Origin of the sequence: Enterobacter sp. Y17, from assembly GCF_019730495.1 — a bacterium.
Classification (GTDB): domain Bacteria; phylum Pseudomonadota; class Gammaproteobacteria; order Enterobacterales; family Enterobacteriaceae; genus Enterobacter; species Enterobacter asburiae_B.
The window spans coordinates 2,431,314-2,455,904 of sequence record NZ_JAASKP010000001.1 but is presented as its reverse complement, the minus strand read 5'-3'; the positions used below and the strand labels follow the sequence as shown (position 1 = coordinate 2,455,904).

Sequence of the window (24,591 nt, the reverse complement as noted above, 5' to 3'; positions counted from 1 at the left end):
ACGGGTGTTGTAAGGTCATGGCAGGCCTGATATAACTGCTGCGCGGTCGCGTTGTGAAGGATTCAGGCGCGATATAAATTATAAAGAGAGGAAGAGAACAGTGAATAAATCTCAACTGATTGACAAAATTGCTGCGGGTGCTGATATTTCTAAAGCTGCAGCTGGACGTGCGTTAGATGCCTTAATTGCTTCTGTTACTGAATCTCTGCAGGCTGGGGACGACGTTGCACTGGTAGGTTTCGGTACTTTTGCTGTTAAAGAGCGTGCTGCCCGTACTGGCCGCAACCCTCAGACCGGTAAAGAGATCACCATTGCTGCTGCTAAAGTGCCGGGTTTCCGTGCAGGTAAAGCGCTGAAAGACGCAGTAAACTGATTGCTTTCCCGTTTCAGGGAAGCCGGAAAGTACAAGGGCGCATCATTTGATGTGCCTTTTTTGTTTGTCCAGACCTGATTTGTGCGAGTTTATGCGAGTTGTGGGCTGACAATCGCCCCGTTTTCTTGTCACAATACGCCTTCACGCGCGACGGGCAGGATTTTCCGTCAGCGTCAGGTAACCAGTCACCTACAGCGGAGTGTTGTTACACCATGATGGACAGCTTACGCACGGCTGCTAACAGTCTCGTGCTCAAGATTATTTTCGGTATCATTATCGTGTCGTTCATATTGACCGGCGTGAGCAGTTACCTTATTGGCGGTGGCGCAAACTACGCCGCAAAAGTGAATGGCCAGGAAATCAGCCGTGGTCAGTTCGAGAATGCTTTTGCCGGTGAACGTAACCGTATGCAGCAACAGCTGGGCGACCAATTCTCTGAACTGGCGGCGAACGAAGGGTACATGAAGACCCTGCGCCAACAGACACTGAACCGTCTTATCGACGAAGCGCTGCTTGATCAGTATGCCAAAAAACTCGGCCTTGGCATCAGTGATGAGCAGGTGAAAAAAGCCATCTTCTCCACGCAAGCCTTCCAGTCTAACGGTAAATTCGACAACGCGCGTTACAACAGCATCGTCAATCAAATGGGGATGACGGCCGACCAGTACGCTCAGGCGCTGCGTAACCAGCTGACCACCCAGCAGCTCATCAATGCCGTCGTGGGCACCGATTTCATGCTCAAAGGTGAAACGGATGAACTGGCCGCGCTGGTGGCGCAGCAGCGTGTTGTACGCGAAGCGACCATTGATGTGAACGCCCTGGCGGCGAAACAGCAGGTGAGCGACGCTGACGTCAACGCTTACTACGAGCAGAACAAGAATTCCTTTGTTTCTCCAGAGCAGTTCCGCGTGAGCTACATCAAGCTGGATGCGGCCGCGCTGCAGGAAACCGCGTCTGATGCTGAAATCCAGTCTTACTACGATCAGCATCAGGATCAGTTCACTCAGCCGCAGCGTAACCGCTACAGCGTAATTCAGACGAAAACCGAGGCTGATGCTAAAGCGGCGCTGGATGAGCTGAACAAAGGCGCTGATTTCGCGACCGTTGCGAAAGCGAAATCCACCGACATTATCTCTGCGAAAAACGGCGGTGATATGGGCTGGCTGGAAGATGCGACCACGCCTGACGAGCTGAAAAATGCCGGTCTGAAAGAGAAAGGCCAGCTTTCTGGCGTCATTAAGTCTTCCGTTGGTTTCCTGGTCGTGCGTCTGGACGACATCACCGCGGCGAAAACCAAGCCGCTGGCTGACGTTCGTGATGATATCGCGGCGAAAGTGAAACAGGAAAAAGCGCTGGATGCCTACTACGCGCTGCAGCAGAAGGTAAGCGATGCTGCCAGCAACGACAACGAATCTCTGGCAGGCGCAGAGCAGGCGGCTGGCGCGAAGGCGGTTGAGACAGGCTGGTTTGGTCGTGACAACCTTCCGGAAGAGCTGAATTTCAAACCGGTTTCCGATGCCATCTTCAACGGTGGTCTGGTGGGCGAGAACGGTACGCCGGGCAGTAACTCTGACATCATTACCGTCGACGGCGATCGTGCGTTTGTGTTGCGCGTCAGCGAGCACAAGCCAGAAGCGGTCAAACCGCTGGCGGAAGTGAAGGATCAGGTCGTCGCTCAGGTTAAGCACAACAAAGCGGAACAGCAGGCGAAACTGGATGCTGAGAAGATTCTGTCCGATCTGAAAGCGGGTAAAGAAGACGCGCTGAAAGCGGCTGGCCTGAGCTTCGGTGAAGCGAAAACGCTGAGCCGTACCGGCCAGGACCCAATCAGCCAGGCCGCGTTTGGTCTGACTCTGCCTGCGAAGGACAAGCCAAGCTTTGGTACCACCACCGATACGCAGGGTAACGTCGTTCTGCTGGCGCTGGATGAGGTGAAAGCCGGTACCCTGCCAGAAGCGCAGAAGAAAGCGATGGTTCAGGGGATTACCCAGAACAATGCTCAGATTGCCTTCGAAGCCATGATGAGCAACCTGCGTAAAGAAGCCAAAATCAAGCTGGGTGATGTAATGACTCAGCAGCAGTAATTACGTGTCTGCTCGCAGATTTTCGTAACGCTCTGCAAAAACTAAAGGCCGCTTTCGCGGCCTTTTCCATTTCTGCAATCTGCTGTTTGTGCCGGTTTTATCTGGCGGCTATTGTGACCTGGCTGTCAACAAACAAGGAGATACAGCATGAAATGTGGAATCAAAGCACTGTTAATTACGCTGGCTATTGCCACCACCGGGATGAGCGCGGGTGCGATGGCGTCGGCCCCTGCAGCCAAAATACAGGCTACGCAGAGCAAGTCCGACGCGGCAGCGCCGGTGCAGGGGCAAACCAAAGCGACAGATGCCGGTAAAAATGCGGATGATGAAGGTACGCGGGTCAGTATCAATTCGGCCTCAGCGGAAGATCTCGCCCGTGCGTTGAACGGCGTGGGCCTGAAAAAAGCGCAGGCCATCGTCAGCTACCGCGAAGAGTATGGTCCTTTCAAAACGGTCGACGATCTCAAGCAGGTGCCGGGCATGGGCAGCGCGCTGGTTGAGCGCAACCTCTCACACCTGACGCTGTAATTACGCAATTTCTTGCACTGCGGCAAATTTTTGCCAGGATAAAGAGGTCATACCAGTTATGACCTCTTTTCCTACAATAACAGTAAAGGCTATTGCGCTATGCAGACAAAAATCAAAGTACGCGGTTTTCATCTCGACGTTTATCAGCATGTGAACAATGCTCGCTATCTTGAGTTTCTTGAAGAAGCGCGCTGGGACGGGCTGGAAAACAGCGAAAGCTTTCAGTGGCTGACCGCGCACAACATCGCGTTTGTGGTCGTCAATATCAACATCAACTACCGCCGTCCGGCCGTGCTGGGTGACGTGCTCACGGTAACCAGCCAGGTGCAACAGATCAATGGCAAAAGCGGGGTCTTAAGCCAGGTGGTGACGCTCGATCCAGAAGGGCAGGTGGTCGCAGATGCGTTGATCACGTTTGTCTGTATCGATCTGAAAACGCAGAAAGCGCTGCCGCTGGAAGGGGAACTGCGGGAAAAGCTGGAGTTGATGATCGTGTAAGACATGTTAAGGCGTACTCGTGCTGTCGACACCTGTTTGCGACAGCACGGTCAAGTAGCCCTATTTAAGACCGGTCTTTTTCTGCATCGCGGCCATCACGCCGGATTTATCGGCAAGATAGTGGTTCAGCCCGTTAGCGCGCAGATTACAGGCCGCACACTGGCCGCAACCGTCGCCTTTGATGCCGTTATAGCAGGTGAGCGTTTCGTTGCGAACAAGGTCCAGCTTGCCCCAGTAGTCCGCCAGCGCCCAGGTTTCGGCTTTATCCAGCCACATGAGCGGAGTTTCAAAGCGCGTCTCTTTCGCCATCCCCAGATTGACGGCGTGGTTTAACGCTTTTACGAACTCATCACGACAGTCCGGGTAGCCGGAGAAGTCGGTCTCGCACACGCCCGTGATCACCGCTTCGGCTTTTACCTGGTAGGCGTAGATCGCCGTCAGAGTCAGGAACAGGATATTACGGCCCGGCACGAAGGTATTTGGAATGCCGCTGGCATCGGGTTCATAGTCTGGCACAGGAATACTGTCGCGGGTGAGGCTGCTCACGGCCAGTTCATTTAACAGCGTAACGTCCAGCACCTTGTGCGCGCGTGCGCCCAGTTTCAGGGCTAGTTCACGAGCAACGTCGATTTCAGCGCGATGACGCTGACCATAATCGAAAGTGACACAGTGAACTTCATCGTACTGATGAAGGGCCTGGACCAGGCAGGTAGTAGAGTCTTGTCCTCCGCTGAACACGACGACGGCACGTTTCATAAATCATCTCGACTGTTACGGTAAAAACGTTATGTTACCGTCTGACCACGACGGCGACCAGCTTCTTCACGATTTGGGCGCGGGCAGCCAGGCTTCGGTAAAGTCAAACCAGCCGCGGGTGTTGAGGCGTATACCATTCACGCCAGGCGGAGCACTGATTTGGTATTGATAATTAAAGAGTGGCGTCAGCACCGCACTCTCCATTAACCGGTTAAAGATGGCTTGCAGTCCCGCGTGTCTATCCCGAGCCTCGGCCTGAGTCTGTACCGCATCCAGCGTGGCTTGCAGATGGGCGTAAGCCGGTGCGCTAAGAACGTGCGGCCAGAGGGCATCGCAGCGCAGCCACTGTTCAAGCGTATATTCCGGCGCTTCGCCAATCAGCCTGTCCCCCATCATGATGTCTGCATCGGCAAGCTCCAGGCATCCGTCCCACGTCTTGGCGTCGTGAAAGATGACGGTCAGTTCACACCCCTGTAGCGCCAGGTATGCCTTCAACTGGCTGGCCATGGTGTGAAGCTCAACAGGGAGATGGTAAACCAGCGTCAACGCTTCAGGGAGGGTGACGTCCGATAAATCAGGCCATTCGGGGATGGTCCAGCCGGGAAGCAGTTCCTGGGTGGGCGTGATGAGCCCTTCGTTTAGCGGAAGTGTGTGAAGAAGCCTGGAGAGATGAATGATATTGATAAGCCGCTTTGCCTGAATCTCACTCAGGCGCGCGCTCTGTTTTAGCGTGAGGTAACAGAACCCCAGGCTGGTGCTGCTGCTTACCAGCCGCAGACTTTCCAGCTCGTCGGCCTCGCCGATCGCGATTTGCACCGGGTGACGACAGCTGGTGCCCAGGCTGTAATCAAAAAGCTGGGGAGTGATCCAGTATTCGATGGCTTTGAGCAGCGGATGGCTCAGGTGATACTGCTCATGGCTTTCCAGACGAACCAGGTCGGGCTCAAAGGCGGCCAGCCGAAACGGGCCACTGCCAACCGCAGGATGGTCGGGATGCGCCAGACGGCTACAGTAGGTTGCCAGCCTGTGCGGCAGCCAGTAGTCCGGTTGATGCAGCGTAAACGTCAGACACTGAGGATGCGTTGTTTCAATACATAAGACGCTCTGAAACAGAGTGCGCAGGGCGGGAAGCGTCAACAGCGCTGTCAGACTTCGCTGGAGTTGCGCCGTTTCTATTTTATCGCCGTTATGCCAGTGCAGGGTGGAGCGAATGTAGAAATGCCAGCGCAGGCCGTCAGCAGAGACATCCCAGTGATGCGCCAGATCGCCCGTAGGTTCACTGCTGTTACCGTTAAAACGCGTCAGGCCTGAGAACACCTCTCCCGCCAGATGCTGCTCTGCCCGGCCCGGTAAAAAACCCGGCTGAAGCGGCTCCAGCGAGCGATAGTAGGGGATGCGCAGCGTCGGCGTGTCGTTTTGCCACTGCCCGCCCAAAAAAGGATGCAGCAATGACCGCAGCGCTTCAGGGGCAAGCTGCGCCAGTTCCAGCGCGTTATGCTGCTGCCCGCTTTTCAGCGCTTCTTCCATCATCGTATTGCGCAGTGACTCCGGGGCGACATGGAACGTGAGCTCACCGCGCTTACCGCGGCCAGACTGCGCTCGCCAGCTGAGCCAGCCCGCCTCCTGGGCCTGGCGCAGCAGGGTTCGGACATGCCGCTCGCTACAAAAACAGCGGGCGGCCAGCTCGCTGATGGTGACCTGTTGCGTTGCACCCTGCGAAGGCTGCCAGAGGCGGTGATACTGGTTGAGTCGATTGAGCTGGCGCATAAGAAACCCGGAACAATAATTTTCATCTATTCACTATTACTTCCGTATATCTCACACGATACTGTTGCACAAGTTAACCGCATCACATTTCGGGAGTAATCATGGCTCGGCTCGCTGCATTTGATATGGACGGTACGCTGTTAATGCCGGATCACCGTTTAGGGGAAAAAACCCTGAACACGCTGAAGCGCCTGCGCGAGCGTGATGTCACCCTGACGTTTGCCACTGGCCGCCATGTGCTGGAGATGCGCCATTTGCTGGGCGCGTTTTCCCTCAACGCCTTTCTGATCACCGGCAACGGGACGCGAATTCACTCCGTAGAAGGGGATGTGCTGCACCGGCAGGATCTCAACCCGGAAGTGGCGGACATCGTGCTGCACAGCACCTGGGACACGCAGGCCAGTATCCACGTCTTTAACGATCGGGGCTGGTTTACCGGACGTGAAATTCCTGAACTGCTGCACGCGCATGTATACAGCGGTTTCAAATATCAGCTTATCGATCTGCGTCGGATCCCCGCCCATGCGGTAACCAAGATCTGCTTCTGCGGCGATCATGACGATCTGTGTCGCTTACGGATTCAGCTGAATGAGGCGCTGGGCAACCGGGCGCACTTGACTTTCTCGGCGGTGGATTGTCTGGAAGTGCTGCCGGTGGGTTGTAACAAAGGCTCCGCTCTGGCGGTACTCAGCGACCACCTGGGCTTAACGCTGCAGGAGTGTATGGCGTTTGGTGACGCCATGAACGACCGCGAAATGCTGGGTAGCGTTGGTCGCGGTCTGATCATGGGGAATGCGATGGCGCAGCTGAAAGCAGAACTTCCCCATCTGCCGGTTATTGGCCACTGCCGCAATGAAGCAGTGTCCCATTTTTTGACGCATTGGCTGGACAACAACAATCTCCCGTATTCCCCCGAATAGTGAGACCCTTCCAGCAAGCCAGACTTCGGTCTGGCTTTTTTTATTTCACCAGTTCTGCAATCTGCGCTTTCCACGGAGCGATATCGCCGATGTTGGCCTGCACCCACTCCGCGTTGTAGTAAGTTTCAAGGTAGCGTTCGCCGCTGTCGCACAGCAGCGTGACGATGGAACCGGTACGGCCCTCTTCGCGCATACGGGCGGCAAGCTGCAGTGCGCCCCACATATTTGTGCCCGTCGATGCGCCCACTTTGCGCCCCAGCTGCGTTTCCAGCCAGTGCGCCGTTGCCACGCTTGCGGCATCCGGCACGCGCATCATCTCATCCACGACGTCGGGGATGAAAGAGGGCTCCACGCGCGGGCGGCCAATCCCTTCAATTTTACTGCCCACCGGGCTGCGCAGCTCCGCATTGCGGTTTTGCCAGTAGTCGAGGAACACGGAGTTCTGCGGGTCAACCACCATCAGTTGGGTATCGTATCCCTGACAGCGGATGTAGCGTCCAATCGTGGCTGACGTGCCGCCGGTACCGGCGCTCATGACGATACAGGACGGAACCGGATGCGGTTCGTGGGTCATCTGGCGGAAAATACTGTCGGCAATGTTGTTATTGCCGCGCCAGTCGGTCGCGCGCTCGGCGAAGGTGAACTGGTCCATATAGTGACCGTTCAGCTCACGGGCCAGCATTTCGGAGGCGGCGTAGATTTCGCAGGCGCTTTCCACAAAGTGGCAGCGTCCGCCGTAAAATTCGATCTGTTCGATTTTGCGTTTTGCGGTGCAGGACGGCATTACCGCGATAAACGGCAGGCCCAGCAGGCGGGCGAAATAGGCTTCGGACACCGCCGTTGAACCGGACGAAGATTCAATAATAGTGGTGCCTTCTTTAATCCAGCCGTTACATAAACCGTATAAAAACAGCGAGCGCGCCAGGCGATGCTTCAGGCTACCGGTGGGATGGGTGCTTTCATCTTTCAGATAGAGCTGAATGCCGTCAAATCCCGGCAGGGAAAGGCGAATCAGGTGCGTATCCGCCGAGCGCTGATAGTCGGCATTGATTTCGCTGATCGCATGTTTAACCCAGGTGCTATTCATCATCGTTATCCGTTTGTCATTTTGTGCCTAGGATAGCGAAAAGCACAGAAAAAATTGTTGCTATCTGGCCTTTAAAATAGAATGAAGAGAGAAAAATTTTCTCTCTGAGGTGGGTATGCTAGATAAAATTGACCGCAAGCTCCTTTCATTGCTGCAAAATGACTGTACCCTCTCTTTGCAGGCGCTGGCAGATGCCGTTAATCTGACCACCACCCCGTGCTGGAAGCGGCTTAAGAAGCTGGAAGATGACGGCATTCTTCTGGGGCGCGTTGCGTTGTTAGATCCCGAAAAGCTGGGGCTTGGGCTGACGGCATTTGTGCTGATAAAAACCCAGCATCACAGCAGCGAGTGGTATTGCCGCTTCGTCACTCAGGTGTCTGAGATGCCCGAGGTGCTCGGTTTCTGGCGTATGGCCGGAGAGTATGATTACCTGATGCGCGTCCAGGTGGCCGACATGAAGCGCTATGATGATTTCTACAAGCGGCTGGTGAACAGCGTCCCGGGTTTGTCGGACGTCACCTCTAGCTTCGCCATGGAACAGATTAAATACACCACAGCATTACCCATTGAATAACTTCGTAAAATACCTTCAGGAACAAACCGCGTGCGATTATTTGCCCAACTAAGCTGGTACTTTCGTCGGGAGTGGCAACGCTACCTCGGTGCAGTCGCCCTGCTTATTATTATTGCCATCCTGCAGCTGATCCCGCCGAAAGTGGTGGGGTACGTCGTGGATGGCGTCACCGAACAGCATTACACCACCGCACGGGTGTTGATGTGGGTCGGCACGCTGGTGCTGACGGCGGTCATTGTTTATCTGCTGCGCTACGTCTGGCGCGTGCTGCTGTTTGGTGCGTCCTATCAGCTGGCCGTTGAGCTGCGTGAAGATTTTTACCGCCAGCTGAGCCGACAGCATCCCGAATTTTATCTTCGTCATCGCACCGGGGATCTCATCGCCCGCGCGACGAACGACGTCGATCGCGTGGTCTTTGCCGCCGGGGAAGGAGTGCTGACGCTGGTGGACTCGCTGGTGATGGGCTGCGCGGTGCTGATCGTGATGTCCACGCAGATCAGCTGGCAGCTGACCCTGCTCGCCCTGCTGCCGATGCCGATCATGGCGCTGGCGATCAATCGCTATGGCGAACAGCTGCACGAGCGCTTCAAGCTGGCGCAGGCGGCGTTTTCGTCTCTGAACGATCGCACCCAGGAGAGCATGACCAGCATCCGCATGATCAAAGCGTTTGGCCTGGAAGACCGTCAGTCTGCGCTGTTTGCCGCCGATGCGGCAGACACGGGGGCGAAAAACATGCGCGTCGCGCGTATCGACGCCCGTTTTGACCCGACGATTTATATCGCAATCGGCATGGCAAATATGCTGGCGATTGGCGGCGGAAGCTGGATGGTGGTGCAGGGCACGCTTACCCTGGGGCAATTGACCAGCTTTGCGATGTATCTGGGGCTCATGATCTGGCCGATGCTGGCGCTGGCCTGGATGTTTAACATCGTGGAGCGCGGCAGCGCTGCCTACAGCCGCATTCGCGCCATGCTGGCCGAAGCGCCGGTGGTCATCGACGGTAGCGAGGCCGTACCGGAAGGGCGCGGCGTCATGACCGTCGACGTCCGCAAGTTTGTCTATCCGCATACGGAGCATCCGGTGCTGGAGAACGTTAGCTTTACGCTTCAGCCAGGGCAAATGCTGGGCATCTGCGGCCCGACGGGATCCGGCAAAAGTACCGTGCTCTCTCTGCTTCAGCGCCACTTTGACGTCACCGAGGGCGATATCCGCTTTCACGATATTCCCCTGACCAGACTGCTGCTGGACGAGTGGCGCGGTCGACTGGCGGTCGTCAGCCAGACGCCGTTTTTATTTTCGGACACCGTGGCAAACAACATTGCCCTGGGACGCCCCGGGGCGACGCAGGAAGAGATTGAACATGTGGCGCGTCTGGCCAGCGTTCATGATGATATTTTGCGTCTGCCGCAGGGGTACGAAACGGAAGTCGGGGAACGCGGCGTCATGCTGTCCGGCGGGCAAAAGCAGCGTATCTCGATTGCCCGCGCGCTGCTGCTGAATGCTGAAATTCTGATCCTGGATGATGCGCTTTCCGCCGTGGACGGCCGTACCGAGCATCAAATTCTGCATAACCTGCGCCAGTGGGGCGACGGGCGCACGGTGATAATCAGCGCCCATCGTTTGTCGGCGCTCACCGAAGCCAGCGAAATTGTGGTCTTACAGCACGGGCACATTGCCCAGCGCGGGCAGCATGAAACGCTTGCCGAGCAGCCGGGCTGGTATCGCGATATGTACCGCTATCAACAGCTTGAGGCGGCGCTGGACGATGCGCCGGAGCAGGATGAGGAGGCCGCTAATGCGTAAGCTCGGAACGATGTGGCCGACGCTCAAACGTCTGCTGGCCTACGGCTCGCCGTGGCGTAAACCGCTCTCCGTGGCCGTGCTTCTACTCTGGATTGCGGCGATTGCTGAAGTGAGCGGTCCGCTGCTCATCAGCTATTTTATCGACAACATGGTCGCCAAAAGCTACCTTCCGCTGGGGCTGGTGGCGGGCTTAGGCGTGGCCTACGTTGGCCTGCAGCTGGCGGCGGCAGGGCTGCACTATGCGCAGTCGCTGCTGTTTAACCGCGCAGCCGTGGGCGTCGTTCAGCAGCTGCGTACGGATGTGATGGACGCGGCGCTTCGCCAGCCGCTCAGCGAGTTTGACATCCAGCCGGTCGGGCAGGTGATTTCTCGCGTAACCAACGATACCGAGGTGATCCGCGATCTGTACGTTACCGTGGTCGCGACGGTGTTACGCAGCGCGGCGCTGATTGGCGCGATGCTGGTGGCGATGTTCAGCCTCGACTGGCGCATGGCGCTGGTGGCGATCACCATCTTCCCGGCGGTGCTGATTGTCATGGTCATTTACCAGCGCTACAGCACGCCGATTGTGCGTCGGGTGCGCGCGTATCTGGCCGACATTAACGATGGCTTCAACGAAGTGATCAACGGCATGAGCGTCATCCAGCAGTTCCGCCAGCAGGCGCGCTTTGGCGAACGCATGGGGGAAGCCAGCCGTTCGCACTACATGGCGCGTATGCAGACGCTGCGGCTTGATGGTTTCCTGCTGCGTCCGCTGCTGAGCCTTTTCTCGGCGCTGGTGCTTTGCGGGCTGCTGATGCTCTTCGGGCTGAGCTCAAACGGTACGATTGAAGTGGGCGTGCTGTACGCCTTTATCAGCTATCTCGGACGCCTTAACGAGCCGTTGATCGAGCTTACCACCCAGCAATCGATGCTGCAGCAGGCGGTGGTCGCCGGTGAGCGCGTGTTTGAGCTGATGGACAGGCCGCGCCAGGCCTACGGCAATGACGAGCGGCCTCTGCAAAGCGGGACTATCGCCTTTGATAACGTCTCGTTTGCCTATCGCGAAGACCGGCTGGTGCTGCAGGACATCACGCTCGACGTTCCGTCGCGCGGTTTCGTGGCGCTGGTAGGGCATACCGGCAGCGGTAAGAGCACGCTTGCCAGCCTGTTGATGGGCTATTATCCGGTCACGCACGGCGAAATCCGCCTCGATGGGCGCCCGCTCGCGTCTCTCAGCCACACCGTGTTGCGTAAAGGCGTCGCGATGGTGCAGCAGGATCCGGTCGTGCTGGCCGATACCTTCTACGCCAACGTGACCCTGGGGCGAGACTACTCCCAGGAGCAGGTCTGGGACGTGCTGGAAAAAGTGCAGCTGGCAGAGCTGGCGCGCGGGTTTAGCGATGGGATCAATACCAAACTGGGCGAGCAGGGGAACAATCTCTCCGTCGGGCAAAAGCAGCTCCTGGCACTGGCGCGGGTGCTGATTGAAACGCCGCAGATACTGATTCTGGATGAAGCCACGGCCAGTATTGACTCCGGCACCGAACAGGCCATTCAGCAGGCGCTGGCCGCCGTACGCGACCATACGACGCTGGTGGTGATTGCCCACCGTCTTTCCACCATCGTCGATGCCGATACCATTCTGGTGTTACATCGCGGACAGGCCGTTGAACGCGGTACGCACCGTGAACTGCTGGAAGCCAAAGGGCGCTACTGGCAGATGTACCAGCTGCAGCTGGCGGGCGAAGAGCTGGCGGCCAGCGTGCGTGATGAAGAGTCGCTTAGCGCCTGATGCACCAAAATGAGGCGACGCGCTAACAGTCATTCCTGTTGGTGCAAAACTGAAACGCACCCTGCACCGGCATGGTGCGTTTTTTTTCACCTGTTTGTTTATTACGGCCGCGTAATGCTCTGTGCGCCGCCGTTCCCCCTCGTTTTCATTTCTGGCACACCCCTTGCAATACCTTCTGCGTAAGCTGCGGCCATTACCGAATTCTGACTGGAGGGGATCTATGAAGCTGGTTACGGTTGTAATCAAACCATTCAAACTCGAAGACGTGCGTGAAGCGTTGTCTTCAATGGGTATTCAGGGACTGACTGTCACCGAAGTGAAAGGCTTTGGTCGTCAGAAGGGTCATGCCGAGCTTTATCGCGGGGCGGAATACAGCGTTAACTTTCTGCCAAAAGTAAAAATTGATGTCGCGATTGCTGACGATCAGCTTGATGAAGTCATTGATGTCATTAGCAAAGCGGCCTATACCGGCAAAATTGGCGACGGCAAAATTTTCGTTGCCGAACTGCAGCGCGTCATTCGCATCCGTACCGGCGAATCTGACGAAGCGGCATTGTAAATAACGCCTGGCACACAGTGATAGGGATCGAGAAAATGAAGATAGCAACACTTAAAACGGGTCTGGGTTCGCTGGCTCTGCTGCCGGGCCTGGCGCTGGCTGCTACCCCTGCGGTGGTCGACAAAGCCGATAACGCCTTTATGATGATCAGCACCGCGCTGGTGCTGTTCATGTCAATTCCGGGCATTGCGCTGTTCTACGGCGGCCTGATCCGTGGCAAAAACGTTCTCTCCATGCTGACGCAGGTTGCCGTGACGTTCGCACTGGTCTGCGTGCTGTGGGTGGTTTACGGTTACTCGCTGGCGTTCGGTACGGGCAACGCGTTCTTTGGTAACTTCGACTGGGTGATGCTGAAAAATATTGAGCTGACCGCGCTGATGGGTAGTTTCTATCAGTACATCCACGTTGCGTTCCAGGGCTCCTTCGCCTGTATTACCGTCGGGCTGATTGTGGGCGCGCTCGCCGAGCGTATCCGTTTCTCTGCCGTGCTGATCTTCGTGGTGGTCTGGATGACGCTCTCCTATGTGCCGATTGCGCACATGGTCTGGGGTGGCGGTCTGCTGGCAACGCACGGCGCGCTGGACTTCGCGGGCGGTACCGTTGTACACATCAACGCCGCGGTAGCGGGTCTGGTGGGTGCCTACCTGATTGGCAAACGCGTGGGCTTCGGTAAAGAAGCGTTCAAACCGCACAACCTGCCGATGGTGTTTACCGGTACGGCTATCCTCTACTTTGGCTGGTTTGGCTTCAACGCCGGCTCGGCAAGTGCTGCAAACGAAATCGCCGCGCTGGCCTTCGTGAACACCGTTGTGGCCACGGCGGGTGCAATCCTCTCCTGGGTGTTTGGCGAGTGGGCGGTACGCGGTAAACCTTCTCTGCTGGGTGCCTGTTCGGGTGCCATTGCTGGTCTGGTTGGCATTACGCCAGCGTGTGGTTATGTCGGCGTGGGTGGCGCGCTGCTGGTCGGCCTGGTGTCCGGTCTGGCGGGTCTGTGGGGCGTGACCGCACTGAAACGTGTGCTGCGCGTTGACGACCCATGCGATGTGTTTGGTGTTCACGGCGTGTGCGGTATCGTGGGTTGTATCATGACCGGTATCTTCGCCGCGAAATCGCTCGGTGGCGTGGGCTACGCAGAAGGCGTGACCATGGTTCATCAGGTGCTGGTGCAGCTGGAAAGTATTGCTATCACCGTTGTCTGGTCTGCCGTTGTGGCCTTCATTGGCTATAAGCTGGCGGATATGACGGTGGGTCTGCGCGTACCGGAAGAGCAGGAGCGCGAAGGCCTGGACGTCAACAGCCACGGCGAGAATGCGTATAACGCCTGATAAACAGCAAAACGGCAACCCAGGTTGCCGTTTTTATTGTGTATTCCCTCTCCCCGTGGGAGAGGGTCAGGGTGAGGGCATCAGGCCGCACACAATCACCCGCGATTACGCATTACCCCTTCCTGCACCGTAGACGCGACCAGCACGCCATCCTGAGTATAAAACTCCCCGCGCACAAACCCGCGCGCGCTCGACGCTGACGTACTCTCCACGCTGTAAAGCAGCCACTCATTCATGTTGAACGGACGGTGGAACCACATGGAGTGATCGATCGTCGCGACCTGCATCCCTTTTTCCAGGAAACCAACCCCGTGCGGCTGCAGCGCCACCGGCAGGAAGTTGAAATCTGACGCATAGCCGAGCAGATACTGATGCACGCGGAAATCTTCCGGCACGGTCCCGTTGGCACGGATCCAGACCTGGCGCTTCGGTTCGGCGGTATGGCCTTTCATCGGGTTGTGGAACTCAACCGGGCGGATCTCCAGAGGCTTATCGCAGAGAAATTTCTCTTTGACCTGCGGCGGAAGCAGATGCGCCAGCGCGCGGGCGATATCCGTCTCTGATTTTAAAGAGTCGGGCGACGGAGCCGGGGGCATCACTTTTTGATGTTCGTAGCCGGGTTCCGGCGCCTGGAAAGAGGCGGTCATGTAAAAGATTGGCTTGCCGTTTTGAATGGCCGCTACGCGGCGTGCGCTGAAGCTGTTGCCGTCTCGCAGGACTTCAACATCATACACAATCGGTTTTGCGCTATCGCCAGGGCGTAAGAAGTAGCTGTGGAACGAATGCACCAGACGGTCTGCCGGGACAGTCTCCTTTGCTGCGTACAGAGCTTGTCCAACGACTTGCCCCCCGAAGACCTGGCGTAAGCCGAGATCTTCGCTCTGTCCGCGAAAGAGTCCTTCCTCAATTTTTTCCAGATTCAGTAATGTCAGCAGATTGTTCAGTGCCTGACTCATAGTTGTCCTCAATAAACGCCGTAGCGAAAGATAGGCAGAGTATAACGCAGAAATGAAAGTGGTCCGATGGGTAGAATAATCTGAATATCGGCACGTTTTCAGGCATAAATCGGTGATCTGTGCCACACTTGAATACGTTATGTGATTGAAACGACATCGGATGGGATCGATCCCGCTGGTGCATTGATAAGGAGACTTCAATGAAACTCGTGCCCATGCTAAGTGGTGTAGCTATTGCGGTGGCGTTGTCCGCCTGTGCCGGTAAAAGCGCCCAAGTGCCAGTACCAGCAGCCGACCCGAACGGGATTAATACCCTTTCGCAGCAATCCATTCAGCAACCTAACGTTTCCGGTACCATCTGGATTAAACAGAAAGTGGCGTTGCCGCCGGATGCGGTATTAACCGTAACGCTGTCTGATGCTTCTCTGGCCGACGCGCCGTCGAAAGTCGTTGCCCAGCGTGCGGTCCGTACTGAAGGCAAGCAGGCGCCGTTTAGCTTCGTATTGCCGTATAACCCGTCGGACGTGCAGCCTAACGCCCGTATCCTGCTGAGCGCAGCGGTAACCATCAACGGCAAGCTGGTCTTTATCACCGATACGGTCCAGGAAGCGATCAACAACGGTGGGACAAAAATCGACCTGAACCTGGTGCCGGTGCAGCAGACCGAAGTGCCGGTCGCACCGCAGACCAATCAGCCGTCTCTGCCAACTCCACCGACTCAGATGTAATTTCTGCATTTCCCCTCTCCTCCGGGAGAGGGGTCAATACACCCAGCGAAACTTCTGCAAATCGATCTGACCCGACCCTGACACCTGCACACCCTCTGAAAGTAACGCCTGACGCTGGCGCTGGAGATCCGGCCCGGTGAGCGAAATGGCGCCATGACGGTTCACCACCCGATGCCAGGGCAGCGTACTGCCTTCCGGCAGCCGTTTCAGGACGCCTCCAACCTGTCGCGCCGCGCGCGGGGAACCGGCCAGACGCGCGACATCACCATAGGTGGTGACGTAGCCTTCCGGGATTGAGGCCACGATTTGCCATACGCGCTGTGGAAAGGAGTCGTGTTCGTCCATACCTTTACCTGTGGGAGTTTCTGGAAAGCTATGGTAAACGAAGATCTTCATGATTGCTGCGCCTGTTTGCGCAAGAAACCAGCATCCGGTTGCTGGTCGCTTGCAATTGGGCTTTAGCACAGGGATAATGCGCCAGCGCGTTGGTTATCAACGCTCTCAATGGGGGCTCTGTTGGTTCTCCCGCAACGCTACTCTGTTCACCAGGTCAGGTCCGGAAGGAAGCAGCCAGGGCAGACGACGTGTGTGCCGGGATGTAGCTGGCAGGGCCCCCACCCATTTGTGGCCTCATAAGATTCTTCAGCTTCACCTCTCCCTCAAAGCATTACTCCACAATAAAACTACGCCTGTATCGTGTAATATATATTTCATTGCACTGAAATATTATTGTCATAAACCTGTAATAATAGACTGTCATTTTATAATCGGACGGTTATTTTGTTCCATAACTCAAAAAAATATATATCTGGATAACATTGTTAAGTTCGTGTATTAAATAAAGTACTTATTCCGAAGGGAAGTGACAAACATGGCTACAGCGGTATTAAACGTTAAGATTGATGACGCGCTAAAAGAAAGGCTTCGCCACTATGCGGAAGTCAATAACGAGAATTTAAGCGTGACGACAGAGAAATTGCTGCTGCTGGCGTTCGAAGCAGTAGAAGAGGCGGGAGTATCGGAAGAGGATATTGATAATCAGCATACGGAAGAAGAGAGCGTTTCTCCATTTACTCCTAAAGAAATCAAGGCGCTACGTAAACTTCTGAAGAAGAGAAAATGAAACAACAACTGTCAACCGCCAGTGACTACAACGAGGCCTGCGATCTGTTGCGTTCAGGCTACGTGAAGCATGTACGTCTTGGCTGGAATGTTGGAAGCGATGAGTTCTTTCGTATTGCGTCTGACTGGTGTGATACCGGTGCAAAAATAAAGAAAGACGGTGATAACTTCGTTATTTCACTAAAAGGCTTTCCTATTCCTCCTCAGCATTAAACCCTGACCAGTGAAAACTGCTGACTGCATATATTACAGTCAGCAGTTTTTATTTTATGATCTGCTTCAAATATTTAAATATCAGATCACGCTGCGTTTTAACGATGGCACGTTTTTATTCAGGGCGAGCCATAACGGTTTGATCCTAAGCAACGCCTGCTCAAGCTCTGTCGATTCCAGCGAGAAGGGCATACGTAAATAGCGGTCAAACGCCCCCGATAAACCAAATCGCGTCCCGGTTCCCAGGTTAATCCCGATTATTTCTGCCCGCGCGGCAAGCTGTGTCGCCAGCATGCCCGGGAGCTCTATCCAGTAAGAGAGCCCGCCTTCCGCCTCGTGGAATTTCCACTCCGGGAAATGTTCGCGCAGCAGGTCACCACATCGATCGCGCCGTTCCGCCAGCATCTTCCGGCGTGCGGGCAGAAACGTCTCGCTGTTGTTAATGAGCCACCGCATTGCCAGCTGTTCGAGCAGCGGCGAGCCTAAATCCAGAGTATCCCGCGTCTGGGCAAGGGTGGCGATGATGCGCGATGAGGCACGGATCCAGCCGAGACGCAGCCCGCCCCAGAAGCTTTTTCCGGCAGAGCCTAAGGTGATGACGGTGGCCTGCGGGTTAAAGGCGGCCAGCGGTGGCGGGGGAGGCGCATCAAACCAGAGATCCACCATCGTTTCATCCACCACCAGCGCCGTGCGGGTTTGGGCTGCAATATCCGTGATGGCCTGACGGGTGGCGATATCCATACAGCGCCCGGTCGGATTATGAAAATCTGGCATCAGGTAGGCCAGACGCGGCGCCGTCTGGGCAAGCGTTGCGGCAAAGCCATCCGTATCCCAGCCGGTTTCCGGCAGCGACACCCCGACTGGCCGACACTGCGCCCCCTGAATGGCGGCAATCGCCAGCGGATAGGTGGGATGATCGACCACGACGCGGTCCCCCGGCCCGGTCATCATCCGCAGCACCAGCGCAAAGCCGCTGACGGCGCCATTAACCACCATCACTTCGTCTGCGCGGGTGGGAAGGCCCCGCGCGGTATAGCGCGCAGCGATGGCCTCCCGCAGCGTCGGTAGCCCCAGCTGATCGTAGCCCGTCAGCGAGAGATGCGGGGTAATGGCCGTGAGCGCATGGGCATAAGCCTGATGGATCTCCGGCCCGGCATTCAGGGCGGCAGTGGAGAGATCCAGTGCGGCGCTCGCCGCGGAAAGGGTGGGAACGGCGCGCGTGTCAGGGAGAATGACCCGTGACCCGCTGCCGTGGCGGCTTTCAAGGTACCCCTCTTCACGCAGGTGGGCGAGCGCGCTGCTGATGGTGGTTCGGCTCACGTCCAGCGCCGTGGCCAGCTCACGCTCGCCCGGCAGCCGCGTATTCAGTGCCAGACGCCCATCAAGAATTAACAAACGCAGCGCGTCGGCCAGCTGTCGCCAGAGCGGGGTGCGGGATGAGGCTTGCTGCCAGTGGCCTAAAAGGCGTACCAGAGACTGGCTTCCGAAGCGACGTGATGACATATGCAGTCCACTATTTGAAAACTGGACATTAATCATAGTGCCATTTTAGGTCAGGATGAAAGCCTGGTTCACTGGAGAAGATAAAAATGGTACGTCGTCTGCTACAACTCTATGTCGGTTTAGGACTGTATGGCCTTTCCACCGCGATGTTTATTCGTTCCGATTTGGGTGTCGATCCCTGGGATGTGTTTCACCTCGGGGTGGGGATGCAGCTGGGGATGACTATCGGGACGGTGATCATTGTGACCGGCGCGGCGGTGCTGCTGCTGTGGATCCCGCTGCGCCAGATGCCGGGCCTTGGCACGATCAGCAACGTGATTTGTATCGGTCTGGCGGCAGACGCCAGCATGGCGCTTATCCCGGAGCTGGATTCGCTAGCCGTTCGAATTGCTTTCCTGGTGTCGGGCATCGTGATGAACGCGATTGCGACCAGCATGTACATCGGGGCCGGTTTCGGGCCAGGCCCGCGCGACGGCCTGATGACCGGCATTCACGCCCGACTGGGTTGGTCCATTCGCAGCGTGCGTACCTCAATTGAGGTGTCCGTTCTGCTGATTGGGTGCGTGCTTGGCGGCACGTTTGGGGTGGGAACCGTACTGTATGCACTGACCATTGGCCCGCTTATCCAGCTCTGCCTGCCCTGGTTCCGCCAGAAGCCACGCATTGCGGAAATACCCCAGCCGGAGCGGGTTGTTTAATTTTGCGAAGCGCTCACATGTTTTAACGGCGTCGCTGTGCCAGAATAGACGCTTCGAAAATCGCGATGCCAGAAAGCATGAAAGCAATCACTCTCTATGATGTCGCCCTCCTTGCGGGGGTTTCTTATCAGACCGTTTCCCGCGTCATTAACGACGCGGAACATGTCTCTGCCCGCACGCGAGAAAAGGTGCAGCAGGCGATGGCGGAGCTGCACTACGTTCCTAACCTTCGGGCGCAGCAGCTGGCGGGGAAACGCACCCGTACGCTGGGCCTCATCACCACCGACCTGGCCCTGCACGCGCCTTCGCAAATTGTGTCGGCAGTCAAATCGCGTGCGGCGGAACAGGGGGCGAGCGTCCTTATCTCCATGGTGGAGCAACCCCGGCAGTGTCAGGCCGCGCTTCAGGCGCTGCTGGCACAGCGGGTGGACGCGCTGCTGGTGAATGTGCCGCTTGACGATCCGCACGCCGAAGAGATCGGGGCGCTGGCGTCGCCCGTCCCGGTGCTGTTCCTCGATGTATCGCCCTCAGCGCGGGTAAACAGCCTCGTGTTTAACGCGGAGCAGGGGGCGCGTCTGGGCGTTGAGCATCTGCTTTCTCTGGGGCATCAGCGCATTGCCCTGCTGAGCGGGCCGGAAAGCTCGGTCTCTGCGCGGGCGCGCCTGGCGGGCTGGAAAGCGACGCTGGCGCAGGCGGGTCTTAACGCAGCGGCTGTGGCCTACGGTGACTGGAGCGCGGCCAGCGGTTATGAGAAGGGACACGTGCTGCTGTCGGGGGCGGCATTACCGGACGCGATTCTGGTGGCGAACGATCAGATGGCGCTCGGGGTGATGCGCGCCTGCGCGGAAAAAGGGATCGCGATCCCTGGCCAGCTTTCGGTGGTAGGGTTTGACGATACGGCCGACAGCGCCTGGTTTTCCCCGCCGCTGACAACCATTCGTCAGGCGTTTCGCGAGGCGGGCGAACGCAGCGTGGAGTGGCTGCTGGCGCCTTCCGGGGGCGAAGCGTGCCGGCAGGTTCAGCTGCCGGTGACGCTGGTTACCCGTCATTCCAGCGCACGGCGCAACCCTAAGCAGGCCGAACGCGAGGATCTGGCGCAGCAGCTCAGAAGTCTGGCACTGCTTGCCGAGCAGATTGCCCGCAAATAAAACTTTGTGATCGGACTCGCTACCCCGCGATTGAACGCTTTACCGTTGCCGGGTGCCAGGGCATGTTAACCAAAATTGTGAGCGCTTCGCAAAGAGGTTACTATGTCTACCACTTCACCGCTGACCCTCAGCGCCATTCTGGCCCGTCGGGACTGGGAAAATCCTGGCGTCACCCAGTGGAACCGTCTGGCCGCACACGCGCCGTTACACAGCTGGCGCAATGAACCCTCTGCCAGAGATGATGCTGGATCCGCCAGCAGGCACGTTCTCAACGGGCTATGGCGGTTTAGCTACTTTACCGCGCCGGAGCAGGTTCCTCAGGCATGGGTAACCGAAGATTGCGCCGATGCCGTTGCGATGCCCGTGCCGTCTAACTGGCAGATGCAGGGGTTCGACACGCCCATCTATACCAATGTCACCTATCCTATCCCCGTTAACCCACCTTTTGTGCCGCAGGAAAACCCGACCGGTTGTTACTCGCTCACATTTGAGGTGGATGACGCCTGGCTCCGGAGCGGGCAGACCCGCATCATCTTCGACGGCGTGAACTCGGCGTTCCATCTCTGGTGCAACGGACAGTGGATGGGCTATTCCCAGGACAGCCGATTGCCCGCCGAATTTGACCTCTCGGCGGCCTTGTGCCCCGGGCAGAACCGCCTGGCGGTCATGGTATTGCGCTGGTGCGACGGCAGCTATCTGGAAGATCAGGACATGTGGCGCATGAGCGGCATCTTCCGCGATGTGACGCTGCTGCATAAACCCGAGACGCAGATTGCCGATTATCACGTGGTGACGGACCTGAATGAGGAGCTGGATCGCGCGGTGCTGAAGGTGGATGTCGCGCTGGCAGGCGCTGGCTTTGCAGACTGCGAGGTGGTCATGACCCTGTGGCGCACGGGTGAAAAATGCGCCAGCGTTTCCCGGCGGCCAGGATCTGCCATCGTCGACGAGCGCGGCAGCTGGGCCGAGCGGCTAACGGCAGCGATCCCCGTCGACCAGCCCGCGCTCTGGAGCGCTGAAACGCCAGAACTGTATCGCCTGACGATTGCGCTTCTTAACCCGCAGGGTGAGGTGCTGGAGGTTGAGGCGTGCGACGTGGGCTTCCGCCGCGTTGAGATCGGCAATGGCCTGCTGAAGCTTAACGGTAAACCGCTGCTGATCCGCGGGGTTAACCGGCACGAGCATCACCCGGAAAACGGCCAGGTGATGGACGAAGCGACCATGCGCCGCGATATCGAAATCATGAAGCAGCACAACTTCAACGCCGTGCGCTGCTCGCACTACCCTAACCATCCCATGTGGTACCGGCTTTGCGACCGCTACGGGCTGTACGTCGTTGACGAAGCCAATATCGAAACGCACGGCATGGTGCCGATGAGCCGCCTTGCTGACGATCCGCGCTGGCTGCCCGCGATGAGCGAGCGGGTGACCCGCATGGTGCAGCGCGATCGTAATCATCCCTCGGTTATCATCTGGTCCCTGGGCAATGAGTCGGGCCACGGTGCGAATCACGATGCGCTGTACCGCTGGCTGAAAACCACCGATCCTACGCGTCCGGTGCAGTATGAAGGCGGCGGCGCGAACACGGCGGCGACCGATATTGTCTGTCCGATGTACGCCCGGGTCGATCGGGATCAGCCCTTCCCGGCAGTGCCTAAATGGTCAATCAAGAAATGGATCGGCATGCCGGACGAAACGCGCCCGCTGATCCTCTGTGAATACGCCCACGCGATGGGAAATAGCTTTGGCGGGTTTGCGAAATACTGGGAAGCGTTTCGCAGCCATCCTCGCCTGCAGGGTGGGTTTGTCTGGGACTGGGTCGATCAGGCCCTGACGAAACGGGACGAAAAGGGCAACGCGTTCTGGGCCTACGGCGGAGACTTCGGCGATAAGCCGAACGACAGGCAGTTCTGTCTAAACGGGCTGGTGTTCCCCGATCGCTTGCCGCACCCGGCGCTGTACGAGGCGCAGCGCGCCCAGCAGTTCTTTACCTTTACGCGGGTCAGCACCTCTCCGCTGGTGATTGAGGTGCAAAGCGGCTACCTGTTCCGCCACACCGATAACGAAGTGCTGAACTGGACGGTTGCCCGGGACGGGGACGTGCTGGCCGCGGGCGAGGTGACGCTCTCGATGACGCCTGAAGGCACCCAGCGTCTGGAGATTGACCTGCCGGCGCTGAACGCCGGGCCGGGTGAGGTCTGGCTGAACGTTGAAGTACGCCAGCCGCGGGCAACGCCGTGGTCTCCGGCTGACCACCGCTGCGCGTGGGAGCAGTGGCCGCTTCCGGCTCCCCTTTTTATTGCTCCGCCAGTCCCGGCGGGCGAGCCGCCGGTGTTAACGCAAAACGATCGCATCCTGGAGATCGCCCATCGTCAACAGCGCTGGCAGTTCGATCGCGCATCCGGACACCTGACTCAATGGTGGCGAAACGGCGTTGAAACGCTCCTTTCACCTCTGACGGATAACGTCAGCCGCGCGCCGCTGGATAACGACATTGGCGTGAGCGAGGCGACGCAGATCGATCCGAACGCCTGGGTTGAGCGCTGGAAAGCGTCGGGCATGTACGATCTCACCTCGCGCGTTTTGCACTGTGAGGCACAGCAGCACGCAGGCGACGTGGTGGTCACAACCCAGCACGTACTTGAGTATCGCGGCAAAGCCCTGTTCATGAGCCGTAAAGTCTGGCGGGTAGACGATCGGGGTGTTCTGCATGGCGATATTCAGGTCGATATGGCATCTGATATCCCTGAACCCGCGCGCGTTGGCCTGAGCGTTCATCTTGCCGAAACGCCGGAAAACGTTCACTGGCTGGGGCTGGGGCCGCATGAAAACTACCCGGACAGAAAGCTGGCGGCGCAGCAGGGTCGCTGGACATTACCTCTCGAGGCCATGCACACGCCGTATATCTTCCCGACGGAAAATGGTTTGCGCTGCGATACCCGGGAACTTGTGGTGGGAACGCATCAGCTGAACGGCCGGTTCCATTTCTCGGTGAGCCGCTACGGCCAGCAGCAGCTGCGTGAGACAACCCATCATCATCTGCTGCGCGAAGAGCCGGGATGCTGGCTCAATCTCGATGCGTTCCATATGGGCGTGGGCGGCGACGACTCCTGGAGCCCCAGCGTCTCTCCGGAATTCCTCCTGCAGACACGCCAGCTTCGCTATACCTTCAGCTGGCAGCAGACCCTTAGCTGACCATGAAGATGCGGCCACAGAGCGTGGCCGCAGTCTTACGCCAGAATGCCGCTCAGGCCATGCAGGCTCATGTAAATCCCTACTACGGTAATCAGCGCAGCGGAGATCCACGGCGCTTTACGGGAGAATTCGCTAAACCCGGGCCAGCGTTTGGTCGCGTGCTTGAGGCTTAAGGCGGCAATCGCGCCGGAAGCGACCAGCGTTAACGCCAGACCAATGCTGAAGCTGAACACCAGCGTCGCGCCGAGGGCGAAATGCTTTAGCTGCAGGCAGATCAGCAGCACGGTGATGGACGCCGGACAGGGGATAAGCCCGCCGGTCAGGCCAAACATCACGATCTGTCCGGTGGTGACATTTTGACCGCTGAAGCGCCGGTTAATATCCTGCGCGTGAGCGCGCTGGTGGGCGTCCTGCCACTCTTCTTCAACCAGCGAGTGTTCGTGGTGATGGTGATGATGATCATGATGGTGGTCATGGACATGGTCATGGTGGTGGTGGTGGTGATCATGGTCGTGATGATGATGATCGTGCGGCTGGCTCTCTTTCCAGGTTCGCCACGCCATCCACAGGGCGATCGCAACGATCAGCACCCCGGAAATCAGCTGGAACCAGGGTTCGGACGTGTGTGCATCCCAGCCCCGACCAAACCATAATCCCGCCATCGCAACGAGCCAGACCACCGCCGTATGGGAGAGCGTGGCCGCCAGGCCGAGCAGCACCGCCTGTTTCAGCGTGCCTCGGATGGCAACAATAAAGGCGGCCATCATTGTTTTTGAATGGCCCGGTTCCAGGCCATGTAGCGCACCGAGCAGGATAGCGCTGGGAACAAACAGCCAGGCGTTGCCCTGCTGAAGGAGTGAAGCAAAATCGGTCATGGGAAATTCCGGAGTGGAAAGCGTGCGGAGATACTACTCCCCCCCAGTAGCGTAATACTACCCCCCAGTAGAAAAATACTCAGGGGGAGTAGAGCGTGATATGCT

General features: G+C 57.5%; 22 protein-coding genes, 1 other RNA gene and 1 pseudogene. 17 read left to right on the top strand and 7 right to left on the bottom strand.

Annotation, left to right across the window (positions count from 1 at the left end; all coding sequences use genetic code 11):
* Positions 1 to 100 precede the first annotated feature (100 nt).
* From hupB to HCH49_RS11600, 4 genes are all read left to right on the top strand, one after another.
* On the top strand, positions 101 to 373 hold the full coding sequence (gene hupB / locus HCH49_RS11615) for a nucleoid-associated protein HU-beta (RefSeq protein WP_002444653.1): 273 nt from the start codon (positions 101 to 103) through the stop codon (positions 371 to 373).
* A 212-nt stretch (positions 374 to 585) separates the two neighbouring features.
* Positions 586 to 2,457: a peptidylprolyl isomerase gene (gene ppiD, locus HCH49_RS11610; protein WP_221702710.1), complete on the top strand. Its 1,872-nt coding sequence runs from the start codon at positions 586 to 588 to the stop codon at positions 2,455 to 2,457.
* A gap of 147 nt (positions 2,458 to 2,604) precedes the next feature.
* The gene (locus tag HCH49_RS11605) at positions 2,605 to 2,985 is read left to right on the top strand and encodes a helix-hairpin-helix domain-containing protein (protein ID WP_221702709.1); all 381 of its coding nucleotides are present in this window, start codon (positions 2,605 to 2,607) and stop codon (positions 2,983 to 2,985) included.
* A gap of 99 nt (positions 2,986 to 3,084) precedes the next feature.
* A complete protein-coding gene (locus HCH49_RS11600) occupies positions 3,085 to 3,483 on the top strand; it encodes a YbgC/FadM family acyl-CoA thioesterase (protein WP_032646165.1) in 399 nt (132 codons plus the stop codon).
* Between the two features lie 60 nt (positions 3,484 to 3,543).
* On the opposite strand, the gene queC is transcribed toward HCH49_RS11600, so the two are convergent.
* Entirely contained in the window at positions 3,544 to 4,239 is a 696-nt protein-coding gene (gene queC, locus HCH49_RS11595) for a 7-cyano-7-deazaguanine synthase QueC (protein ID WP_045143097.1), read from the bottom strand.
* Positions 4,240 to 4,305: 66 nt separating this feature from the next.
* A complete protein-coding gene (locus tag HCH49_RS11590; protein ID WP_221702708.1) occupies positions 4,306 to 6,006 on the bottom strand; it encodes an SgrR family transcriptional regulator in 1,701 nt (566 codons plus the stop codon).
* Positions 6,007 to 6,107: 101 nt separating this feature from the next.
* On the opposite strand from HCH49_RS11590, the gene cof reads away from it, so the two are divergent.
* Positions 6,108 to 6,926, top strand: a complete 819-nt coding sequence (cof, locus tag HCH49_RS11585; RefSeq protein WP_196354756.1) for an HMP-PP phosphatase — start codon at positions 6,108 to 6,110, stop codon at positions 6,924 to 6,926.
* A 40-nt stretch (positions 6,927 to 6,966) separates the two neighbouring features.
* On the opposite strand, the gene HCH49_RS11580 is transcribed toward cof, so the two are convergent.
* The gene (locus HCH49_RS11580; RefSeq protein WP_219773467.1) at positions 6,967 to 8,016 is read right to left on the bottom strand and encodes a PLP-dependent cysteine synthase family protein; all 1,050 of its coding nucleotides are present in this window, start codon (positions 8,014 to 8,016) and stop codon (positions 6,967 to 6,969) included.
* Positions 8,017 to 8,128: 112 nt separating this feature from the next.
* Between HCH49_RS11580 and HCH49_RS11575 the strand changes: the two genes are divergently transcribed.
* The 5 genes from HCH49_RS11575 to amtB all read left to right on the top strand — a co-directional run bounded on the left by HCH49_RS11575 (position 8,129) and on the right by amtB (position 14,048).
* The gene (locus tag HCH49_RS11575; RefSeq protein ID WP_023310581.1) at positions 8,129 to 8,587 is read left to right on the top strand and encodes an Lrp/AsnC family transcriptional regulator; all 459 of its coding nucleotides are present in this window, start codon (positions 8,129 to 8,131) and stop codon (positions 8,585 to 8,587) included.
* A 30-nt stretch (positions 8,588 to 8,617) separates the two neighbouring features.
* Positions 8,618 to 10,390: a SmdA family multidrug ABC transporter permease/ATP-binding protein gene (locus HCH49_RS11570; protein WP_033144778.1), complete on the top strand. Its 1,773-nt coding sequence runs from the start codon at positions 8,618 to 8,620 to the stop codon at positions 10,388 to 10,390.
* Positions 10,383 to 12,164, top strand: coding sequence for a SmdB family multidrug efflux ABC transporter permease/ATP-binding protein (locus HCH49_RS11565; RefSeq protein WP_039263947.1), 1,782 nt, complete (start codon positions 10,383 to 10,385; stop codon positions 12,162 to 12,164). The genes HCH49_RS11570 and HCH49_RS11565 overlap by 8 nt, the downstream gene beginning before the upstream one ends.
* 220 nt (positions 12,165 to 12,384) lie before the next feature.
* Positions 12,385 to 12,723 (top strand): P-II family nitrogen regulator, encoded by a 339-nt coding sequence (glnK, locus tag HCH49_RS11560; protein WP_008503304.1) that lies wholly within the window; start codon positions 12,385 to 12,387, stop codon positions 12,721 to 12,723.
* Positions 12,724 to 12,758: 35 nt separating this feature from the next.
* Positions 12,759 to 14,048, top strand: a complete 1,290-nt coding sequence (gene amtB / locus HCH49_RS11555) for an ammonium transporter AmtB (protein ID WP_023310584.1) — start codon at positions 12,759 to 12,761, stop codon at positions 14,046 to 14,048.
* A gap of 95 nt (positions 14,049 to 14,143) precedes the next feature.
* Here amtB and tesB read toward each other — a convergent pair whose 3' ends face one another.
* Positions 14,144 to 15,004 carry an acyl-CoA thioesterase II gene (gene tesB, locus HCH49_RS11550; RefSeq protein ID WP_023334719.1) on the bottom strand — a complete coding sequence of 287 codons (861 nt, stop codon included), beginning with the start codon at positions 15,002 to 15,004 and terminating at the stop codon, positions 14,144 to 14,146.
* Between the two features lie 200 nt (positions 15,005 to 15,204).
* On the opposite strand from tesB, the gene HCH49_RS11545 reads away from it, so the two are divergent.
* The gene (locus HCH49_RS11545; RefSeq protein ID WP_008503301.1) at positions 15,205 to 15,732 is read left to right on the top strand and encodes a YbaY family lipoprotein; all 528 of its coding nucleotides are present in this window, start codon (positions 15,205 to 15,207) and stop codon (positions 15,730 to 15,732) included.
* Positions 15,733 to 15,765: 33 nt separating this feature from the next.
* Here HCH49_RS11545 and HCH49_RS11540 read toward each other — a convergent pair.
* A pseudogene (locus HCH49_RS11540) lies at positions 15,766 to 16,162 on the bottom strand (MGMT family protein).
* A gap of 84 nt (positions 16,163 to 16,246) precedes the next feature.
* On the opposite strand from HCH49_RS11540, the gene ffs reads away from it, so the two are divergent.
* The 3 genes from ffs to HCH49_RS11525 all read left to right on the top strand — a co-directional run bounded on the left by ffs (position 16,247) and on the right by HCH49_RS11525 (position 17,067).
* Positions 16,247 to 16,343: signal recognition particle sRNA small type (gene ffs / locus HCH49_RS11535), an RNA gene on the top strand.
* A gap of 260 nt (positions 16,344 to 16,603) precedes the next feature.
* The gene (locus tag HCH49_RS11530; protein WP_023310587.1) at positions 16,604 to 16,855 is read left to right on the top strand and encodes a hypothetical protein; all 252 of its coding nucleotides are present in this window, start codon (positions 16,604 to 16,606) and stop codon (positions 16,853 to 16,855) included.
* Positions 16,852 to 17,067 carry a hypothetical protein gene (locus HCH49_RS11525; protein ID WP_023310588.1) on the top strand — a complete coding sequence of 72 codons (216 nt, stop codon included), beginning with the start codon at positions 16,852 to 16,854 and terminating at the stop codon, positions 17,065 to 17,067. The genes HCH49_RS11530 and HCH49_RS11525 overlap by 4 nt, the downstream gene beginning before the upstream one ends.
* A gap of 81 nt (positions 17,068 to 17,148) precedes the next feature.
* Here the strand turns inward: HCH49_RS11525 and HCH49_RS11520 are convergent, their stop codons facing one another.
* Complete coding sequence (locus tag HCH49_RS11520) at positions 17,149 to 18,570, bottom strand: PLP-dependent aminotransferase family protein (RefSeq protein ID WP_143347463.1); 1,422 nt, start codon at positions 18,568 to 18,570, stop codon at positions 17,149 to 17,151.
* Positions 18,571 to 18,656: 86 nt separating this feature from the next.
* Here HCH49_RS11520 and HCH49_RS11515 point away from each other — a divergent pair, with 86 nt between their 5' ends.
* The 3 genes from HCH49_RS11515 to HCH49_RS11505 all read left to right on the top strand — a co-directional run bounded on the left by HCH49_RS11515 (position 18,657) and on the right by HCH49_RS11505 (position 23,611).
* The gene (locus HCH49_RS11515) at positions 18,657 to 19,268 is read left to right on the top strand and encodes a YczE/YyaS/YitT family protein (protein ID WP_047173818.1); all 612 of its coding nucleotides are present in this window, start codon (positions 18,657 to 18,659) and stop codon (positions 19,266 to 19,268) included.
* A 77-nt stretch (positions 19,269 to 19,345) separates the two neighbouring features.
* Entirely contained in the window at positions 19,346 to 20,416 is a 1,071-nt protein-coding gene (locus HCH49_RS11510; protein WP_221702707.1) for a LacI family DNA-binding transcriptional regulator, read from the top strand.
* A gap of 102 nt (positions 20,417 to 20,518) precedes the next feature.
* The gene (locus HCH49_RS11505) at positions 20,519 to 23,611 is read left to right on the top strand and encodes a beta-galactosidase (protein WP_221702706.1); all 3,093 of its coding nucleotides are present in this window, start codon (positions 20,519 to 20,521) and stop codon (positions 23,609 to 23,611) included.
* A 35-nt stretch (positions 23,612 to 23,646) separates the two neighbouring features.
* On the opposite strand, the gene HCH49_RS11500 is transcribed toward HCH49_RS11505, so the two are convergent.
* The gene (locus tag HCH49_RS11500; RefSeq protein ID WP_033144785.1) at positions 23,647 to 24,486 is read right to left on the bottom strand and encodes a nickel/cobalt efflux protein RcnA; all 840 of its coding nucleotides are present in this window, start codon (positions 24,484 to 24,486) and stop codon (positions 23,647 to 23,649) included.
* Positions 24,487 to 24,591 lie beyond the last annotated feature (105 nt).